This window comes from Campylobacter sp. CNRCH_2015_0338h (assembly GCF_025772785.1).
GTDB lineage: Bacteria > Campylobacterota > Campylobacteria > Campylobacterales > Campylobacteraceae > Campylobacter_D.
The window spans coordinates 30,827-48,906 of sequence record NZ_JAKMST010000007.1; the positions used below are offsets into that span (position 1 = coordinate 30,827).

The 18,080-nt window shown below is 30.8% G+C and carries 21 protein-coding genes and 1 pseudogene; 4 read left to right on the forward strand and 18 right to left on the reverse strand.

Annotated elements, in window-relative coordinates; genetic code table 11:
• Nucleotides 1-11 precede the first annotated feature (11 nt).
• From L8X30_RS06035 to L8X30_RS06100, 14 genes are all read right to left on the reverse strand, one after another.
• Nucleotides 12-1,073, reverse strand: coding sequence for an LptF/LptG family permease (locus L8X30_RS06035; protein WP_263679478.1), 1,062 nt, complete (start codon nt 1,071-1,073; stop codon nt 12-14).
• Nucleotides 1,074-1,076: 3 nt separating this feature from the next.
• Entirely contained in the window at nt 1,077-1,616 is a 540-nt protein-coding gene (gene pth / locus L8X30_RS06040) for an aminoacyl-tRNA hydrolase (RefSeq protein ID WP_263679479.1), read from the reverse strand.
• A gap of 1 nt (nt 1,617) precedes the next feature.
• Nucleotides 1,618-2,154: a 50S ribosomal protein L25/general stress protein Ctc gene (locus tag L8X30_RS06045; RefSeq protein ID WP_133319540.1), complete on the reverse strand. Its 537-nt coding sequence runs from the start codon at nt 2,152-2,154 to the stop codon at nt 1,618-1,620.
• Nucleotides 2,155-2,200: 46 nt separating this feature from the next.
• The gene (locus tag L8X30_RS06050; RefSeq protein WP_263679480.1) at nt 2,201-3,172 is read right to left on the reverse strand and encodes a transaldolase; all 972 of its coding nucleotides are present in this window, start codon (nt 3,170-3,172) and stop codon (nt 2,201-2,203) included.
• Nucleotides 3,169-3,795 (reverse strand): phosphoserine phosphatase SerB, encoded by a 627-nt coding sequence (gene serB, locus L8X30_RS06055; RefSeq protein WP_263679481.1) that lies wholly within the window; start codon nt 3,793-3,795, stop codon nt 3,169-3,171. Before serB ends, L8X30_RS06050 begins: the two co-directional genes overlap by 4 nt.
• Nucleotides 3,795-4,313 (reverse strand): chemotaxis protein CheW, encoded by a 519-nt coding sequence (locus L8X30_RS06060; RefSeq protein ID WP_039668837.1) that lies wholly within the window; start codon nt 4,311-4,313, stop codon nt 3,795-3,797. The genes serB and L8X30_RS06060 overlap by 1 nt, the downstream gene beginning before the upstream one ends.
• A 4-nt stretch (nt 4,314-4,317) precedes the next feature.
• Entirely contained in the window at nt 4,318-6,624 is a 2,307-nt protein-coding gene (locus tag L8X30_RS06065) for a chemotaxis protein CheW (RefSeq protein ID WP_263679482.1), read from the reverse strand.
• Between the two features lie 2 nt (nt 6,625-6,626).
• A complete protein-coding gene (locus L8X30_RS06070; RefSeq protein ID WP_263663913.1) occupies nt 6,627-7,580 on the reverse strand; it encodes a chemotaxis protein in 954 nt (317 codons plus the stop codon).
• Nucleotides 7,580-8,308, reverse strand: a complete 729-nt coding sequence (locus L8X30_RS06075) for a UDP-2,3-diacylglucosamine diphosphatase (RefSeq protein WP_412175508.1) — start codon at nt 8,306-8,308, stop codon at nt 7,580-7,582. Before L8X30_RS06075 ends, L8X30_RS06070 begins: the two co-directional genes overlap by 1 nt.
• A gap of 3 nt (nt 8,309-8,311) precedes the next feature.
• Nucleotides 8,312-8,797 carry a transcription elongation factor GreA gene (gene greA, locus L8X30_RS06080; protein ID WP_039619215.1) on the reverse strand — a complete coding sequence of 162 codons (486 nt, stop codon included), beginning with the start codon at nt 8,795-8,797 and terminating at the stop codon, nt 8,312-8,314.
• A 9-nt stretch (nt 8,798-8,806) separates the two neighbouring features.
• Entirely contained in the window at nt 8,807-9,904 is a 1,098-nt protein-coding gene (gene lpxB, locus L8X30_RS06085; RefSeq protein ID WP_263679483.1) for a lipid-A-disaccharide synthase, read from the reverse strand.
• Between the two features lie 77 nt (nt 9,905-9,981).
• The gene (locus tag L8X30_RS06090; RefSeq protein WP_263679484.1) at nt 9,982-10,554 is read right to left on the reverse strand and encodes a cytolethal distending toxin subunit A; all 573 of its coding nucleotides are present in this window, start codon (nt 10,552-10,554) and stop codon (nt 9,982-9,984) included.
• A gap of 9 nt (nt 10,555-10,563) precedes the next feature.
• Nucleotides 10,564-11,367 carry a cytolethal distending toxin subunit B family protein gene (locus L8X30_RS06095; RefSeq protein WP_263679485.1) on the reverse strand — a complete coding sequence of 268 codons (804 nt, stop codon included), beginning with the start codon at nt 11,365-11,367 and terminating at the stop codon, nt 10,564-10,566.
• Nucleotides 11,364-12,176: an RICIN domain-containing protein gene (locus L8X30_RS06100; RefSeq protein ID WP_263679486.1), complete on the reverse strand. Its 813-nt coding sequence runs from the start codon at nt 12,174-12,176 to the stop codon at nt 11,364-11,366. Before L8X30_RS06100 ends, L8X30_RS06095 begins: the two co-directional genes overlap by 4 nt.
• A 135-nt stretch (nt 12,177-12,311) precedes the next feature.
• Here L8X30_RS06100 and surE point away from each other — a divergent pair, with 135 nt between their 5' ends.
• The 4 genes and pseudogenes from surE to blaOXA all read left to right on the forward strand — a co-directional run bounded on the left by surE (nt 12,312) and on the right by blaOXA (nt 14,928).
• The gene (gene surE / locus L8X30_RS06105; protein ID WP_263679487.1) at nt 12,312-13,085 is read left to right on the forward strand and encodes a 5'/3'-nucleotidase SurE; all 774 of its coding nucleotides are present in this window, start codon (nt 12,312-12,314) and stop codon (nt 13,083-13,085) included.
• A complete protein-coding gene (locus L8X30_RS06110; RefSeq protein WP_263679488.1) occupies nt 13,078-13,731 on the forward strand; it encodes a ThiF family adenylyltransferase in 654 nt (217 codons plus the stop codon). Before surE ends, L8X30_RS06110 begins: the two co-directional genes overlap by 8 nt.
• Nucleotides 13,715-14,164: pseudogene (locus L8X30_RS06115) on the forward strand (GNAT family N-acetyltransferase). Before L8X30_RS06110 ends, L8X30_RS06115 begins: the two are co-directional and overlap by 17 nt.
• Nucleotides 14,161-14,928: an OXA-493 family class D beta-lactamase gene (blaOXA, locus tag L8X30_RS06120; RefSeq protein WP_263679490.1), complete on the forward strand. Its 768-nt coding sequence runs from the start codon at nt 14,161-14,163 to the stop codon at nt 14,926-14,928. Before L8X30_RS06115 ends, blaOXA begins: the two are co-directional and overlap by 4 nt.
• Here the strand turns inward: blaOXA and L8X30_RS06125 are convergent.
• From L8X30_RS06125 to L8X30_RS06140, 4 genes are read right to left on the reverse strand one after another with little or no spacing between them, the layout of a single operon-like run.
• Nucleotides 14,902-15,600, reverse strand: coding sequence for a methyltransferase domain-containing protein (locus L8X30_RS06125; protein WP_263679491.1), 699 nt, complete (start codon nt 15,598-15,600; stop codon nt 14,902-14,904). The genes blaOXA and L8X30_RS06125 overlap by 27 nt on opposite strands.
• Nucleotides 15,585-16,211 carry a pimeloyl-ACP methyl esterase BioG family protein gene (locus L8X30_RS06130; protein ID WP_263679492.1) on the reverse strand — a complete coding sequence of 209 codons (627 nt, stop codon included), beginning with the start codon at nt 16,209-16,211 and terminating at the stop codon, nt 15,585-15,587. Before L8X30_RS06130 ends, L8X30_RS06125 begins: the two co-directional genes overlap by 16 nt.
• Entirely contained in the window at nt 16,208-17,332 is a 1,125-nt protein-coding gene (locus L8X30_RS06135; protein WP_263679493.1) for an aminotransferase class I/II-fold pyridoxal phosphate-dependent enzyme, read from the reverse strand. The genes L8X30_RS06130 and L8X30_RS06135 overlap by 4 nt, the downstream gene beginning before the upstream one ends.
• Entirely contained in the window at nt 17,332-18,060 is a 729-nt protein-coding gene (locus L8X30_RS06140; RefSeq protein ID WP_263679494.1) for a tetratricopeptide repeat protein, read from the reverse strand. The genes L8X30_RS06135 and L8X30_RS06140 overlap by 1 nt, the downstream gene beginning before the upstream one ends.
• Nucleotides 18,061-18,080: the final 20 nt, after the last annotated feature.

Genomic DNA, 18,080 nt, shown 5'->3' on the forward strand with positions numbered 1-18,080 from the left:
CTCACTTGTAGTTATTTGTGTTTAAAATAATAAAAACTTCCTATACTCATTAAAATAAATACTGGTAGCATTATACCAAGCTCTGGAAGTAAAATTTCATTTTCGCTCAATCTTGTTAATAAAAACAACAAACCCCAAACCAAAAGTATGCACACAAAAAATACAAAAGCTAAAAGTGCGAGATTAAAAAATCTTGCTGTTAAAGGGAAATAATAATACACAATAAGCATTAAAAATGGTGCAAAAAATGGTGTAAGAACTAAAGAATACAAGCTTGTTCTAAGTGTATTAGTAGAAATATTTTGTTTTGCAAAAATTACCATACTTTCTAGTGCGTCTAAAATAGAATAAGAAGGATTGCTCTCTACTAAAGAAATTCTTTCTAAAATTTTTGGAGAAAAATCTTCTAAACCTTTAATATTTTTAAATTCTTCTATACTTAAACCCTCTTTTGAAACAATCAAATTTTGTGGTACATTAGTAGCTTTAGCATCATTTAAATCCCAAGAATCTCCATTAAATTTAGCAGTTTTTGCATGGATTATACTTTGAATGTCTAAATTTTTTACATCAAAGATTTTTACATTATATAGGGTTTGAGAACTTGTTTTTTGTATATAAATAAATTTATCATTATATTTAATCAAAACTTCCCCACCCTCTCTATCTACAACGCCACGCTTAAGAATATTACTTTTATATTCATCTGCATAAGCAAAGGAGCTAAAATTAAGTCCTACATAAACACAACAAAAAAACATAGCCCATAAAAAAGGATAAAAAATCACTTGATTTTTACTTAAACCCAAAGCATATAAGCTAACAAATTCATTCGAGCGTATCATATTAAAAATACACAAAACCAAAGCAAGGACTATAGCTAAAGGTAGTATATAAGAAGCTGCTGAGCATGTTAAGAAAAATATATATAAAAGCTCTAAATTTGCACTTTTTGGCAGTCTATTGAAATTTAGCAAAAAATCAATCGCTACAAAGAAAAAAGTCAAAGAAAAAAATAAAATAAAAAATGATTTTAAATACAAAGATGAAATATAGCGAAAAAATATACTCATCGTTTAACTTTTTAAAGAATATTTTGAAGCGATTTTTTCTATATCAGAATTTAAAAGCTCAAGTAAGGCTTTTTTGCTATGTTCTAAAACCTTAGTTAAGCTTTCTTGCTCTTCTTGTTTAAATTTCCCCAAAACATGAGAAATTACATCTTGTCCTTTTCCTACTCCTATGCGTACTCTCTCATAAGCATTACCACAAAGATTATCTATACTTTTAAGTCCATTATGCCCACCACTTGATCCACCTATTTTAAATTTCAAAGCACCTAAATTTAAATCTATATCATCATGGATTACAATAATTCTATCACATTTATAGTATTCACTAACAGCTTTTACGCTTTCTCCGGATAAATTCATATAAGTGGAAGGTTTTAAAAAAAGAGCAGAAGAGCTTTTAAAAAGCTCTCCTTTAAATTTAGCATTTGAAAGCTTTGTTGTTTGCAAGTCTTTCAAAATTAAGTCAATTAGCATAAACCCTACATTATGACGGGTTTGGGCGTATTGTTCTCCTATATTACCAAGTCCTACGACTAAGGTCATTTTATCTTGCTTTTTCTACGCCAACTACAGCTACTCTATCAGCATCAACCATAGTTACACCCTCAGGTACAACTACATCGCGGATTAAAAGTGCATCACCAACATCAAGTTTGGTTACATCTAATTCAAAATAATTTGGTAAGTTTTCAGCTGCACATTTTACTTTTAATCTTCTTTTTGATTGGATTAAAACACCTTTATTTTTAAGACCCATAGCTGTTCCTACGATTTTTACAGGAACCATATATTTAGAAATAACACCTTTTTGTGCTACTTTTAAATCTACGTGTTTTAATTCTGCGGTTACAGGATCTTTTTGATAATCAACTACCACAACATTTAATACTTTGTCTGCTACTTTTACATCAAAAGCTAAAGTAGTTTTTTTGCGTACTTCTTTAATAAATTCATTTACTTTAAAAGCAGCATTGATGTTTTCTAATCCTTTTCCGTAGATGTTTGCGATTAGATAACCATCTCTTTTTAAAGCTTTAGCAGCTTTTCTACCGATACTCTCTCTAACGATACCTTCTAACATCTGTTTCCTTTCTAAAAAAATAAACGCTAATTATAGCTAAATAAGTTTATAAAGATTTTAAAATATCTTCATAAGCTATGCAAAATTGTTCTAAACCATCATCAAGCAAATCTTTACAAGCTTTACTTAAAGCATCTTTTGAAATATTTGCATTCAATTTTTTCTCTATACATTCATCTTTCAAAGGCTCTTTAAACACGATTTGCTTACCTTTAAAAGCCTTAATAGCATCTAGTGGTGCAGTATTAATAGCTTTATCATAGAGTAATTCTTTAATATAATAATCTTTTTCTAAATCATCACCCTTAACACCCGTACTTGCAAATAAAGCTCTAATATTTGCTTCATTTTGTTTAATGATATAATTATAAGCCTTTGTTGCAGTAAGAATTCCTATATAATTTTTATCTAAAACTTGATTATTTAATAATCTATCAAAACGGCTTACAAAAATACTAATAACTGCTCGAGGCTCTTTTTTGGCTGCAATATTATTTTTTCTAAATTCTTTTAAACCTAAATTTAAAGCTTCAAAGCATTTTTTAGTTTGCTCAAAATCAAAAATCAAAGTAGCATTTACACTAATACCATTTTTCATTAATTCTTGCATTACTTCATAAGAAGCTTCTGTTGCAGGAATTTTCATCATCACATTTTCTTTTGCAATTTGCGTGTATAATCTTTTTGCCTCAGCCAAAGATAAGCTAGTATTATCTTTTAATCTCGGGTCAATTTCAATACTAATAAAACCATCATTATTTTCATAATAATTAATAGCTAATTTATCTGCAGCCTTAGCAATATCTTCTACCGCAAGATACTCATATAAGGCTTTTTTATCTTTGAGATTTGATTTTTTGATTTTTTCTTTATAAATAGCTGAGTTTAAAATCGCATTTTTAAAAATAGCAGGATTTGAAGTAGCACCATTGATTGTTCTTGAGTATATTAAATCCAAAAATTCATGATCTAAAAATTCATTTTCTATAAAATCACACCATAGTGAAAATTTTTTCATTGTATTACCTTTATTATTTCTTTTAAATCTTTTTTATCTATACAAATATCTGCATGAGATCTTAAAATTTCTTTGGCGCAAAAAGCTATTTTTAATCCACATTCTTTAAACATAGAAATATCATTAGCTCCATCGCCCACACACATAATTTCTTCTGTTTTTAAATTTAAAAATTTCTTAAGTCTTTGTAGTATAATACCTTTTGAGTTGTTAAACATAATTTCTCCACCAACTTTTCCCGTTAAAACACCGTTTTTACTATGCAAAAAGTTAGCAAAACCAAAATCAAAATGAAGTTTATTTTGTATTAAGTCAATTCCCTCATGAAATCCACCACTAAAAACAATAATTTTTATATTTTTATTTTTTAAATACTCGCATAATTCTTTAGCGCCATTCATCAAAGGTAAATTTTCACAGCACTTTCTTACTTGATCAACTGGCATTCCCTCAAGCAAGGCTACTCTAGCACTTAAGCTTTCAAAAAAATCAAGCTCACCATTCATTGCTTTATCGGTGATACTTTTAACAGCATCACCGACATTATACTCTTGTGCTAAAATGTCGATGGTTTCTCCATCCATTAGCGTAGAGTCAAAGTCAAAGGCACAAAGCTTTATCATTAAAACTCACGCTTTAATAAAGCTTCGGCTTTTAATATAGTTAAAATATTTTCTTCTCTTTTACCTATACCAAAAATCATACCTTTTTCTTTTAGTAAAGTTTCAGGTGGCGGATCAATTCTGCTTCTGTGAATTTTGATAGCCTCTGTTAATCTATCTATCACAAAACCCGCATTACCCGCAGGAGTTTGATTTCCATTTGCTACGCCTTTTAAAACAATATATCTAGTTTGAGGTGTCATTTTAGAACTACCTTGATTAAATCTTTTTGCAAGATCTATCAAAGGCATAACATTACCCCTCATATTAAACACACCTAAAACATAATCAGGTACACTTGGAACCCTAGTATATTCTATAGGTTTAATAATTTCTTGAATATTAAGAATAGGAATAGCATATTCCTCATCTCCTACCACAAAACCAACAAGCTGAATAATATCCTCTTCTTTATCCACATCTGGTTCTGCAATTTGCGCTTGTTGTTTTTGCAAAACCTGGCTTAATTTATCATTCATCTTCTTATCCTAGTTTTAAATTTTTTCTAACTACATTTTCTAAGTACTCTGGAGAGTAAGGCTTAGTAATATACTCAGTCATTCCTACTTCCACACCTCTTAGACGGTCTGATTTACTAGTTCTTGAAGTTACCGCAACAAGTGGAAGGTTTTTGTATTTAGAATATTTTCTAATTTCACCTGCTAAGGTATAACCATCCATTCTTGGCATTTCAATATCAATCAGCACTGCATCAATATCATGCTCACCTGATTTAATTGTATTTAATGCCTCAACGCCGTTAGTTGCTTCTATAATACTCACACCTAGTGGTTCTAGCGATTTTTGCATGATATTTCTATCCATCTTAGAATCATCCACTATAAGTACTGTATAATCGCTTGGTTTTTCTTTCACAACTTTTTTAGCTTGCGCTTCAATTTGTGCTTTAATATCTACTTTGATCTCTTTAGCTATATCCATCATAGCAGCAACATCAATAATCAAAGTAACTCTACCATCACCACGAATCGTCGCTCCTGCTATACCTTGGATGTTTTGTAAATATTCACCCATAGACTTAATAACGATTTCTTCTTGACCTACTAAAGTATCTACTATAATACCAAGCTTACTTTCTGCTACACCTATAACAACTACATAAGTTTGATCAGTATTTTCAAGCACTTGTTTTACACCAAATACATCTGAAAGTCTTACTAAAGATAAAACCTCATCTCTTAAGCGAAGTACGTTTTTACCTTCAATGGTATAAATATCATCAATTGGCACTCTAACCGTCTCAAGAACACTTGCAAGAGGAATAGCATAAAACTCTTCTTGTGTACCTACAAGCAATGATTGAATAATTGCTAAAGTAAGTGGGATTTTAAGCTTCATCACAGTGCCTTTACCAAGTTCACTGTCAATCTCAATCACACCATTTAGTTTTTCAATATTAGTTTTAACAACGTCCATTCCAACACCACGACCTGAAACATTAGTGATTTTAGCAGCAGTTGAAAAACCTGGTTTGAAAATCAATGCAAACGCTTCTTTATCGCTCATTTGATCAGCTTCGCGCTCTGTGATTAAGTTTTTCTCTATAGCTTTTGATTTTAAAGCATCCGCATCAAGCCCTTTACCATCATCAGCAATTTCCACTACAATGTGGTTTCCTTCATTGTATGCTTTAAGATTAACGGTTCCTTTTTCTGGTTTACCATTAGCCACACGTGTTGCTGGATCTTCTATACCATGATCACACGAGTTTCTAATCATATGCATAATAGGATCGCCAATTTCTTCCACAATAGACTTATCAAGTTCAGTTTCTTCCCCTGAAATTTCAAGCTCCATTTGCTTGCCAAGTTCACGGCCCAAATCACGTACAACTCTTGGGAATTTGTTGAAAACTTTTGCAATAGGCTGCATTCTTGTTTTCATAACTGCTAATTGAATATCTGTAGTAACAATGCTAAGTTGCGATACTACTTGGTTTAATTCTTCTAAGAATTTTTCCCCATCATATCTTTCTTCAACATCATCATAAATTTTTAATAAGCGGTTTTTACCAAGAACAAGCTCACCAATTAAGTTCATCAAATGATCAAGTCTTTTTACTTCAACCCTAATGGTTTGATCCATATTTGCACCACTGCTTCCACCACCTGCTGCAGGAACTTTTTTCTCAGCAGTTGCATTTTGCGCTTGAGCAGCTGGTTTACTTGGAGCTGGATTCGCTTCTTGTGTTTTTTTCTTTTCAGCACGTCTTGCTTGGTCTTCAGCTTTTCTTACTTTTAAAAGTCTTTCAATTTCAGCCTCAACCTCATCATCGCTGAGTTTATTTACATCAACTTCAGGTTCTTCGGCCTTTGGCTCTTCTTTTACTTCTTCTTTTGGCTCTTCAGCTTTAGCCGGTGCAACAGACTCTAAACTTTCACCCTCTGAAATAGCGGTTAATCTTGTACAAATTGGAGCTATATCAAGTCCTATTGCTGTATCATTTCCATTATCTCTAATAGAATTTAATAAGGTTTTCATCATATCAATAGACTCTAAAACCACATCCATTACTTCAGGAGTAATTTTAAGCTCATTGTGTCTTGCTTTATTTAAAACATCTTCCATGTGATGAGTAAGTTTTGTTAAAATATCAAAATTTAAAAAGCTTGATGAACCTTTAACAGTATGTGCAACACGGAAAATTCTATTTAATAGTTCTAAGTCTTCAGGATTTGCTTCTAATTCAACCAAATCATGGTCAATTTGCTCAACTAGTTCAAAGGCTTCAACTAAAAAATCCTCAAGTATTTCTTGAATATCTTCCATTTTTACTCCTCACCTTTTTCATGTTTTTTAATAACACGAGAAATTTCAGCAAAGAAATCACTTGCGTTAAATTTAACCAAATACCCCTCACCACCTGCTTCTTTAACACCTTTATCACTCATAAACTCATTTGATAAAGAAGAGTTAAACACGATAGGAATATTTTTAAATCTCTCATCTTCTCTTACTTTAGCTGCAAAGTGGAAACCATCCATTTGAGGCATTTCAACATCACTTACGATGATTTTTAGATGTTTATTTAAATCATCACCATATGCCCCATATAACTCTTGAAGTTTTTGTAAACCTTCAACCCCATCTTTTGCTTCTACAACTTTTAAGCCGATTTTATTAAGTAAATCTTTAACAAGTTTTCTTGCAGTAGAACTATCATCAAGTGCTAAAGCTATACCCTCAATTTTTTGAATCTTATCATCTTCAATATCAGTTTGTGGAGTATAAATTCCAAGCTCTTGCACTATACTTTCTAAATCTAGGATAAGTAAAACCTCATCACCCTCGATTCTAGTTACACCTGTTATTTTACTTTTATCCAAACTACCTGCACTTGTAGCAAAATTAGCTGGCTCGATATTTTTCCAATTAATTCTACGAATTCTTTTTGCCTCATGTACGATAAAACCGATTAATACATTACTAAATTCAGTAATGATAACTCTAGGTTTTATATTTGTCATTTCTGGCTCTTGAATTTGCATCCATTTAGCTAGATTAATCACAGGAATCACCACACCACGAAGATCAAAAATACCTTCAACATACTCAGGCACCCCTGGAATTTCAGTCAAAAAAGGAATTTTTATGATTTCTCTAACCTTAGAAACATTTACACCATAAATTCCCTCATAGACTTTATCTTGGCCTTGCTTAAAGATGCGAAAATCAACAAGCTCCATTTCATTTGAACCTGTTTTAACGACATTCTCATCAAACATTATGCCTCCTTAAGTTCTATTTTGTGAAATCTGATTTCTGGTTCATATTTTACTACAAAAAAACTTTCCTTGTATGCAAAAGTAGGTAAATTTAAATATTTTGTATTCTCAAATTCTAAAAATACATCTTGATGATAATGTCCTTCTATTATAAATTTTACATTGTAGTGTTTTATACGCTCTTTTACTAAAGTAGCAAATTGAGGAATTTTTCTAATAAGTTGTTTTTTATTTTGATTTTTTAAAATTTTTTGAGTAATTTTTTCTTTACTAGTAACATTTAAAAAATTTAAAAAAAGTAGTAAATAATGATTTCTCAAACTTTTTAAGCAAAATTGCAAAAAAGGTTTTAAAAAAATATCCCCATGGGCTAATTTTACTAAGGTTTTATCTTTAAATTCGCAAAGCAAAGGCTGTTGTTTTATGCTAAAAACCTTCACTTTTTTAAAAAATTTAGCCAAATTAAAATCGTGATTACCTTCTAAATAAATGATTTCAATCTCATCAGCAAGCTCTTCAAGTAAGTCTATATAAGCTTTTGCAAAATCATGCGTGGCTTTTACTTCATAAATTAAAAGATCAAAAATATCACCCATTAAAAAAAGCTGTGGAGTTTGAATTTTTTTATCTTTTAAGGCTTGTAAAAAATCCCAAAAACCACGCCTATTTTCATTTTCATGTGCATCAGCAATGAAAACAGCATTTTCTTTTATAATTATTTTTTGCAAAAATTAAAATTCCAAAGCTTTGTATTCTATAGAAATGATTTCAAATTCACTCTCGCCTTTTGGCAAACGCACTTTAAAATCATCACCCTCTTTTTTACCAAGCATTGCTTTTGCAATAGGCGAACTAATGGAAATATAGCCTTTTTCTAAATTTCCCTCATTTACCCCTACTAAAGTATAAGTGCTTTGCTTTTCACTTTCTAAATCTTCCACCACAACAGTTGAGCCAAATTTCACACTATCATGCTCGTAAGAAGATGGATCGATGATTTGTGCTCTTGAGATCAAATCCCCAAGTTCAGCTATCTTTCCCTCTATAAAAGCTTGTTTTTCTCTAGCTGCGTGATATTCTGCATTTTCTTTTAAATCTCCATGACTTCTTGCTATGTCTATTTCTTCTACTACTTTTGGGCGTTCAACTTTTTTTAAATGTTCTAATTCTTTTTCTAATTTCTCATAGCCATATTTACTCATAGGTTCTTTTTGCATGATTTATCCTTATTTGATTTCATAAAGTATTTTAGCTAAATTTTTTGCACTTGCAAATTGCAAATATTCTTTTAAAAAATCTACTTTATCAAAAAATGCCTTATAATCGTATTTAAGATAAGCTTGATATAAATTTTCCACATTCACTTGCTCTTGTAAAAATTCAGGATTAAGCTCGCTTTTTCCTGCAAAATCTAAAAAGATATTTGCAAGGCCTATGTGTTTGAGTTTTACAAAACATCTTGCGATAAATACATCAATAGCTTTAGCCTTATAAGCAAGTACAAAAGGCGTGCCGACCAAAGCTGCTTCAAGCGTAGCTGTGCCACTACAAATAAAAGCAAAATCAGCATTTTTAAGCACTTTTGGGGTATTGCTTTGAATTTCAAAACCATTTATATCCCCATAAAGATCTAATCTTTTTAAATTAAACTCAGGTACACAAAGGATTTTTTTACCTTTAAATTTAGTGCTTAATTCTCTAAAAATAGGCATCAAACGCTTTATTTCACTTTTTCTTGAGCCTGGCAAGAAAGCGATGATTTTTTCATCATCTTTTTTTGAAAATATAAAATTTATATCTTCTTGGTTTTTAAACTCTTTTATCTCGTCTAAAAGTGGATGACCCACATAAGTGCTTTTGCTAAAAAACTCACTATCAAAAGGCAAGATAGAAGCTAGCACATCAAAATGACTTTCTATGATGGGTATGCGACCTTTTTTCCATGCCCAAACTTGAGGTAAAATATAATAAATTCTTTTTGCTCTGGAATTTGCTTTTTTTAAAGCCTTTGCAAAAGGTATATTAAAAGCAGGTGAATCTATACACAAAATCGCATCAATTTTTTGAGTAAGGCTTAAATTTACCAGCTCTTTTATAGCTCTTTTGGCTTTTAAAATGAGTGGCAAAACCTCTATAAAACCCATAGCACTAAACTCATGTGAGCTATAAAGTGGCTTGGAATTTAGACTAAATTCTTCACATAAATTCTCATCATAAATTCCCACTAAATCAAATTCTTTATACTCATTTTTATAAGCTTTTAAAACTTCTTTTAAATGCAAATTTGCTGAAGGCTCTAAGGCGCAAACTAAAAAGGTTTTCATTAACCTACCTTATATCAATTTTAAAGACATTCTAACAAATTTTAACTTAGAGTTTAAACCCGCAAAGCGGGTTTAGTTTAATAAAGCGGAGTTGCTTCAACGATAGCAGGGGCAAAGAAAAATAATTCTTTTAATTCTATAGGTACAGAAGGATTTACGGTACAATCATCTAAACCAAAGCGATTTTCTATAGGTATATATGCATCATAAAAAGTACTCATACATTTTACCCCGCCATGCGTTAAAGACCTAATTTGCACAGCAGAACTTGTAGTAGGCATGATAGAAAAAACCGTTTGCATTTGTCCATCTTGTAAATCTTGCTTGCAAGATTTTGTTCCAAAAGTTTTTTCATCTAAAACAGCCAAACATACATCAGCACCTCTAGGATTTATAAACTGCACATAACCAAAAGGGCGTTGCACAGCATACCTGTCTTTTTCTTTTAACTCATCACTAAGTATTATTTCTTTTAAAAACCAATTTTGCTCTTCTAATATTTCAGAGCTATATCTAAAAGGACTTAGCGAAATTCCTGTTTCTAAAGATCTTATAGCAAACATAGGTGTAAAATCTTCTAATTCATCTAAACTAACCTCAGCCCTTAAAAAGCTCAAAACCATAAAAAATAAAATACCAATTTTTTTCATCATTTACTCCTAAGGTCTTCTAAAATTCACAGGAAAATGATCAGAAGCTAAAAAAGTTCTAAGTCCTGCTACAGCTAAAAGAGCAATGATTGGCGGTGGATTATACAAAGAAGCTGTATTGGAATTTCCTGTGATAGCATAGTCAATAATCCTTCCGCTAGTTTGAGTATTCGTATTTGGAGGGATCACTCGTGTACGCGCTCTTAAATCTGGATCAAGTAAAGAAACCAAAGATCCTGCTTCTCTATTAAAATCACCCAAAATCATCCAATTAATCTCTGGTCTATTTCTAAAAAAACTATCCACAGCACTCACAATAGCTCCACCATCATTACCTCCACTTGCTAAAGCATGTATGCTAAAAAACGCATCATTTCCTATGCGAATTCCTATAATAGGTCTTGAAGCAACAGTTGGAGGTGGTAAAACAAAAACCTCATCAGCTTGCACTCTACTTACTATAGCCATATTTACACGATTTGCTCCAACATCCACTCTTGAATAATATATAAAAACAGAATTTGGACGACTTGATGAGCCCAAATTCCACTCATACTCATGTATAGGAATTCCAATTCCTACAGGTTGAACTTGTCTTGGAGTCATTATAGCTGTACTTGGCAAAACTCCTGCTTCTTGAACAGCCAAAATATCCATAGGATTAGCACCCGTTACAAGCTGTCTTATGCTAATATTCCATTTGCTTTCAGTAGAAGCTGATGAGCCTTGTAAATTCCAAGTACCACTGTTATAATTTTCTAAAGCTCCAAATAATAAATTAAAACCTAAAATTAAAAATATTATCTTTTTCAAAATACCCCTCCTTCAGCATAAGGTGATCTTGTTTGAAAAGCAGGTGCACTTATACTCCATTGTCTATCTAAATTTTTTTCTTTTGATTTCAAACAAGGTGTCAAATAAATACTATAATAGTTAAAATAAAACTCCTCCATTACATTTCCAACCGTTGTTTGTATGCATTGTTGGGTAGCATAATTTTGAATTTGATAAGCACCATTACTCATAGGAAAAAGACTCCAAAATTGCGCAAAATTGCTTTGATCGCAAGGATAATGCACTATACCATTTCCATAAGCATTTAAACATGTTAAAGTTTTTGTATTTTTAATCATAACTTTATTATTTGGAAATTCAATGAGCTGCCAAACTCTTGCATCGCCAAAAGGTTTGCTATCAAATAAATTATAACCCCATATCCAATTACCTGGATTTAACGCCCAAACAGTTAGCGCAGCACCGTTTGGATTCATAATGGTTACAAAATCACTCGCAATGCCTGAATTTTCATACAAAGCATTTGAAGTAAATTTATTATCCGAAGTTAACCTTGGCAAGGGTCCTTTTATGGGATTATCCCCTTTAAAAGTATTTGTAGTAATTACTGGTGGTACAAGCGGTATAGCAGGAAAATACTTACCTTCTATCAAAGCTGGTGTTTTTTGCTTAGCAGGTGGTGTTGGATTTTTACCTATTTTTAAAGGATCAATATCATTTACACCGCCCAAAGAACGTGCCAAAGGATTAAATTGCTCTTTAGAAGAACATCCAATAAAAAAAACTACAAATACACTAAATATCATTATGAATTTAATTTTTTGCATTTTTCCTCCTTGAATTAAATTTAAATATACTATCATAATTATAAATAAATTATAATACAAAACACCACTAATAATTTTTCTTTATTTTAAAAAATATTTTATCACTTGTGTTAAAATCTAAAAAAAGGAAAAAACATGAAAGAAATTTTAATAACAAACGATGATGGCTATGAAAGTGAAGGTTTAAAAAAGCTTATAAAAATGCTAAAAAAGCATTTTAAAGCTAAAATCACCATAGTAGCTCCTGCTAGTGAAAAATCAGCATGCTCACACTCCATAACACTAACCAAACCTTTAAGATTTCACAAGGTTGGTAAAAGATTTTACAAGCTTGATGATGGCACGCCTGCGGATTGCGTTTATCTTGCTTTGCATGCTTTATATAAAAAGCGTTTGCCTGATCTTGTCATAAGTGGGATCAATAAAGGTGCTAATGTAGGCGAGGATATAACTTACTCAGGAACTTGCGCAGGTGCTATGGAAGCTGTGCTTCATGGAATTCCTGCCATTGCTTTATCGCAATTTTACAAAGATAGCCAAAAAGAGCTTGATTATAAACTTGCTTTAAAACTTACTAAAAAAATAGTCAAAAATATCTTTGAAAAAGGCTTTCCTTTAGATAAAAAAGAATTTTTAAATATCAACTTTCCTTCTAGCAAAACAGCCTTTCAAGGCTTAAAAATTTGCAAAGCAGGTAAAAGAATTTATAGTTATGAAGCACACTCAAATACAAATCCAAGAGGTATAGAATACTACTGGCTAGCTGCTGCTAATCTTGATCATGAAAATGAAAAAGACTCAGACATAGCACTTTTAAAACAAGGCTATGCCACAATAACACCTATAATGCTTGATCTAACAGCTTATAATCAAATGAAAAATCTCAAAAAATGGATGAAAAATGGATAGATACACGCGTATAAAATGGCTTGTTAATGAAGAAAATTTTATTAAATTTCAAAATACTAAAGTTTTAGTTTGTGGTTTAGGTGGAGTTGGTGGAATTTGTGTTGATGCGCTTTTTAGAAGTGGCTTTAGCAATCTAACATTAATTGATGCGGATAAATTTGAAACTACCAATCAAAACCGCCAACTTCATAGCGAAAATATAAGCGTAGAAAAAGCTAAGGTTTTTGAACGCATTTACAATGCCAAAGGTATAGTTAGTAAAATCGATGATGAGTTTTTAAAAAGTTTTGATTTGAGCGAGTTTGATTTAATCATTGATGCGATTGATGATATACCTGCTAAGGTTGCTTTGGCTAATTTAGTTGATTTGAAAAAGCAAATTTTTATCTCATCAACCGGTGGAGCTAGAAAGCTTGATCCAACGCGTATTAAAACAACAAGCATATTTAAAACACACGGCGATGCTTTAGCTAAAAAATTCCGTTATGAACTTAGAAAATCAGGCTTTAAAGGAGACTTTGATGTGGTATTTTCAGATGAAGAAGCTCATTGTAAAGATCTTGGCTCATTTATGGGTGTAACAGCCTCTTTTGGACTTGCTTTAGCTTCTTTGGCTTTAAGGAAAGTGCTTGATAAGAAAGCTTGATATAAAAGACTTAGCTTCTTGTATCAAGCTTTTTAAGCAAAGCGTATTCACTCTTTGTAAAAATGATTACACAAAAGAACAAATTCATGCATGGATTAATATAGACCAAAAAGCTTGGAAGGAAAAATTTCAAAATCAACTAGGCTTTGTTTATGAAGAAAAAGGTCAAATCATATCTTTTATAAGTATAAATTTAGAAGAAAAAACTCTCGATCTTTGCTTTACTCATGCAAACTATGCTCATCAAGGTTATGGTAAAGCTTTATTAGAATTTGCTCTTAAAAACTATCCTTATAGTGAAATTTATACTTTTGCTAGCCTTAGTGCTAAAAAATTTCTTTTTAAAAGCAGGATTTAAAATCATCAAAGAAAACATTGCTATAATAGATCAACAAGAATTAAAAAATTTTTAATGAAAAAGGAAATAAATTGAAAAAATTACTTTTACTTTTTAGTCTTTTTTGCTCTTTTGCTTTGGCAAATGAAAATTTAAAAGATCTTTTTAAAGATTACAATGAAAGTGGAGTTTTTATAGCTTATGATGGCAAGGATTATTATAGTAATAATTTTACAAAAGCAAACAAACGCATCCTACCTGCCTCTACTTTTAAAATTTTCAATTCCCTAATCGCACTTAATGAAGGCGTTGTGAAAAATACTAATGAGATTTTTTATCACTACAAAGGTGAAAAAGTATTTTTACCCTCTTGGAAAAATGACGCAAATTTAGCCCTAGCTATGCAAAGATCACAACTACCTGCTTATAAAGAATTAGCTAGAAAAATCGGCTTAGAAAAAATGCAAAAAAACTTAAATAAACTTAATTATGGTAATCAAAAAATAAGTAAAATCGATGAATTTTGGATAGATGATTCTTTACAAATTAGTCTTAAAGAACAAGCAAACTTACTTTTTGAACTAGCAAATCTAAAATTAGATTATCCTAAAAATATACAAAAAGAAATTATAAATATAATAAAACTTAGCGAAAATGAACATTATGAGTTCTTTGCAAAAACAGGCTGGGGTAAAGAAAAATACGGACAAATCGTAGGTTTTATAAAAGATAAAAAAACTCATCAAATTTATGCTTTTGCTTTATGTATGGATATAAGTGATTTTAACAAACTTTATCTAAGAGAAGAATTAGCAAAAAAATATCTATCAAATTTAATAAACTTGACACATAAAAAATAAAGGATGATAAGTCAAGGTATTTTGAAATTCTTTTTCATAGTTTTTTAAAAATGCCTTGCTTATGAAAAATTTTTCACTCAAAGCATTTACCCCGCTTAATTTCAAATGCCTAAAAAGCTCTAAAGTATAATCAAATTTTAACTCTTTTAATTCTTCTTTTGCTTTTATGATCTTAAATTTTTTAGAAAGCTTTTGTGTAATTTGCTCTAAAGTTAAATATTTAAGTGATAAATTGGCACTTTGCTTTATTTGAGTGAAATTTTTTTCTCCAAAAGTAGAAAAAAGCAAAATCCCATTTTTATTTAACATGCTTGCAAAATTTTCTAAAAGCTCATCTATCTTTAGCCACTGCATACAAGCATTTGAAGCTATAAGGTCAAATTTTTTCGTATAAAAATGATGATTTTTAAGCTCATTCATATCAAAAACACCAAATTCATCAAACTTACAAGGATTTTCAAAAGCATAAATGTCATTTAAAAAATAATGCTTAAATTTAATACACTCTTGCAAAGCCTTACTAAAAATCCCTACCCCACAGCCAAATTCAAACACCGCTTTAAAATCGCTCAAATCATTCTCACTAAGCATTTTACAAAGCTCTTTAGCCATGTCTTTTTGCACAGGTGTATTTGCGCTATAAGTGTCTTTTGCTCTTATGAAAGTTTGCAAAGTGCTTCCCAAGTGTGGTATTTAAAAAATATAAAATGTGGCTCATCGACAAACATTGCCTTTTCTTTGAAAAAATTAAAAGCATGCTTTGGTGGAAAGATCTTATCATCTTTACTGATTATGGCTTTATCCCAAGTGAATTTTTCGTTTAAATCTTTAGTGCAAAACTCATATAAGCTTAGAAGTTCTGCTTTTAAATGCTCGTTTTTTTCAAAATAAAATCCATCACTTAAATTCATTCTTTTTTCAAGCAAATTTACTTTAAAATCCTCTAAAGCAAATCTTTTCATAGTAAGTTTAAAAATGGCTTTTTTAATCCCAAATTCATCATCTATAGGTAAATTTGTGCCATTTATGGCTATTTTTTTATCAAATTTTATATCTTTTAAAATTTTACTCGCCACGCAAACTCCCATAGAAAAGCCAACAAGGGTGATTTTTTCAAATTTATTAAGATCAAATTCCCAATCAAAACTCGTATAATCATACACCATTAAAACATTTACATCACTTTTTAAATGCGCAAAATGGCTAAAATGTGAGCAAAACCCTGAAAAAAATAAAATCAACTCACGCGAATTTGCATTTTCATGTAAAAAATGAGTTTTCAAAGTACCTCCAAAACCTTTTCTAAGTCTTTTTTCACTAGCCCAGCATGCAAAGAAAGGCGAATTCTAGCTGTATTTTTAGCTACGGTTGGCTCTTTAATAGCAGGTGCAAAAATACCATTTTCTAAAAGCTTTTGAGAAATTTCACTAGCTAGTGCATTTTGCCCTAAAATAAAAGATATCACATAAGCCTCACCTAAAACTGCACCTTTACTTGCCAAAGCATTTTTAAACCAAGTGCTTAACTCTAAAAGCTCTTTTCTTTGAGCGCTAAATTCATGCAAATGCTTAAAAACATGCAAAGTCCAAGCTACATTGATGGGCGCAATAGCAGTTGAGTATATAAAGGCTCTTGCTTTGTTGATAAAAAAATCTTTTTCATCACTTATCATGCAAGCTCCCATGGAAGCTATGGCCTTACCAAAGGTAAAAACTAAAAAATCCACTTCCTTTTCTAATCCCAAAAATTTCACATAACCCAAACCATCATCATTAAAACACCCTATGCTATGAGCTTCATCGATGTAAATTTTGATATTTTTAAACTCTTTTTTTAAATTTATGAATTCTTTTATAGGTGCAAAATCTCCATCCATACTAAATAGTGCTTCACTTACGATGATGATATTTTCAAATTCTTTATAATGCTTTTGTACTAAGCTTTGCAAATGCTTTATATCATTGTGCTTAAATCTTATAAATTTAGCCCCGCCAAGCCTTAAACCATCGATGATACTTGCATGTACTTGTTTATCTGCTAAAAATAAAGTATTTTTAATACTTGCTAAAGCTTGCAAACAGCTAACATTTAAGGCATAACCATTGTTAAAATACAAGATTTTTCTGCCTAATTTAGCTTCTAAAAAGCTTTCAAATTCATCAAAAATCGCATAGTTTCCACTCAAACTTCTTGAACTTGAACTAGAAAATTCAAATTCTTTCAAATGTATTAAAAAATCTTGCTTTAATGCTTTTTCATTGCTTAAATTTAGATAATCATTGCTTGCTAAATTTAGTAATTTTTGCCCATTATAAACGACATATTTTCCCTCATGTTTTAATGAGCGTAGAATTCTAAAATTATCTTGTTGTTTTAGCTCATCTAAAATTTGTGCAATTTGCATTATTGTTTAAACCTTGCATAGTTTTCACAACCTTTATCATATTTCAAATCACAAGCCTTGCCAAAATACTCTAAAGCTTTAGAAATATCTTGTCTAACACCATATCCATTTATATACACAACTCCAAGATTAGAACAACCTGAACCTTCATTTAAACCACAAGATTTTCTATAAAATTCTAAAGCTTTATAATAATCTTTTCTGACACCATTTCCGTTTATATACATAGTTCCAAGATTAGAACAACTCACACCATTATTTAAATTACAAGCTTTTTGGTAAAGTTCCACTGCTTTAAAATTATCTTTTTTTATTCCTTTGCCAAATTCATACATGACACCAAGATTAGAACAAGCTGAACCAATATTTAAATCACATGCTTTTTCATAAAGCTCTATAGCTTTGAAATCATCTTTTTTTACACCAAATCCATTTTCATACATAAAGCTAAGATTATAACACCCAGCACCAATGTTCAAATTACAAGCTTTTTGATATAATTCAACCACCTTAAAACTATTTGTTTTTACACCTTCGCCTACACTATACATAATGCCGAGATTATAACAACCCGTTCCATTATTTAAATCACAAGCTTTTCTAAGATATTTTTCAGCTTTTACATAATCACCATTTTCATAGGCTTTAATTCCTTTTTCAACCAAATCCTCTTGCGAGTATGCAAAATTTAAAAATAAAATCGCCAAGATAATCAATACTTTTTTCATACTTTACCTCTAAATTTAAG